The organism is Bradyrhizobium sp. PRIMUS42 (assembly GCF_023006515.1).
GTDB lineage: Bacteria > Pseudomonadota > Alphaproteobacteria > Rhizobiales > Xanthobacteraceae > Bradyrhizobium.
The window spans coordinates 1-723 of sequence record NZ_JALBGZ010001394.1; the positions used below are offsets into that span (position 1 = coordinate 1).

Genomic DNA, 723 nt, shown 5'->3' on the forward strand with positions numbered 1-723 from the left:
CTTTCGCTGTTCGCCGAATGCCGCGAGCGCTGCAGAACGGCCCTGGCAGCGCTCGGAGACGACCGCGACGACGACCGCATCCGCATGCAGCTGCTGTCGGCACTCGGCTGGTCGCTGATGTATGGCGAGGGCCGTGGGCGCCAGGCGCGCCCGATCCTCGAGACGACGCTCGAACTGGCTGAGAGCCTCGACGACAAGGATTTCCGGCTGCGCGCACTCTGGGGCCTGTGCATCGACCAGTTCAACAACGGACAGTTCGGCAAGGCCCGTGCACTCGCCGATCGCTTTGCCGACGCCGCGGTGAATTCATCAGATAATACCGATCTCATGCTGGGTGACCGCCTGATGGCGGTCGCGCTGCATTATCTGGGAGACCAGAACGATGCGCGGCAGCGCATCGATCGGGTGAACGCCTCGCTGCATGTGCTGGTGGAGAAGCCGAAAATCTTCCCGCTCGATCTCAGGATATCGACGCAATATTTCCGGGCCCGCATTCTGTGGCTTCAGGGCCTCGCCGATCAGGCCCGGGCGCTCGCCGCCAAGAACATTGAAGAAGGCCGTGCCAACGGCCACGCGCTGACCTTCTGTAGCGTGCTGGGGCAGGCCGCCTGCCCGATCGCGTTCACCAATTCCTGCACCTCGCGCTTCAGACCAGAGCAAGCGTGCTGACACACTAGATCATCACCGGACTTCCACGTCCGGCGGCTCCTCCTTCGGAGGCAC

General features: G+C 63.9%; 1 pseudogene. It reads left to right on the forward strand.

The features are described 5' to 3' along the window. Positions 1 to 669, forward strand: a pseudogene (locus MOV75_RS40600) (ATPase); the annotation flags it as partial. Positions 670 to 723: the final 54 nt, after the last annotated feature.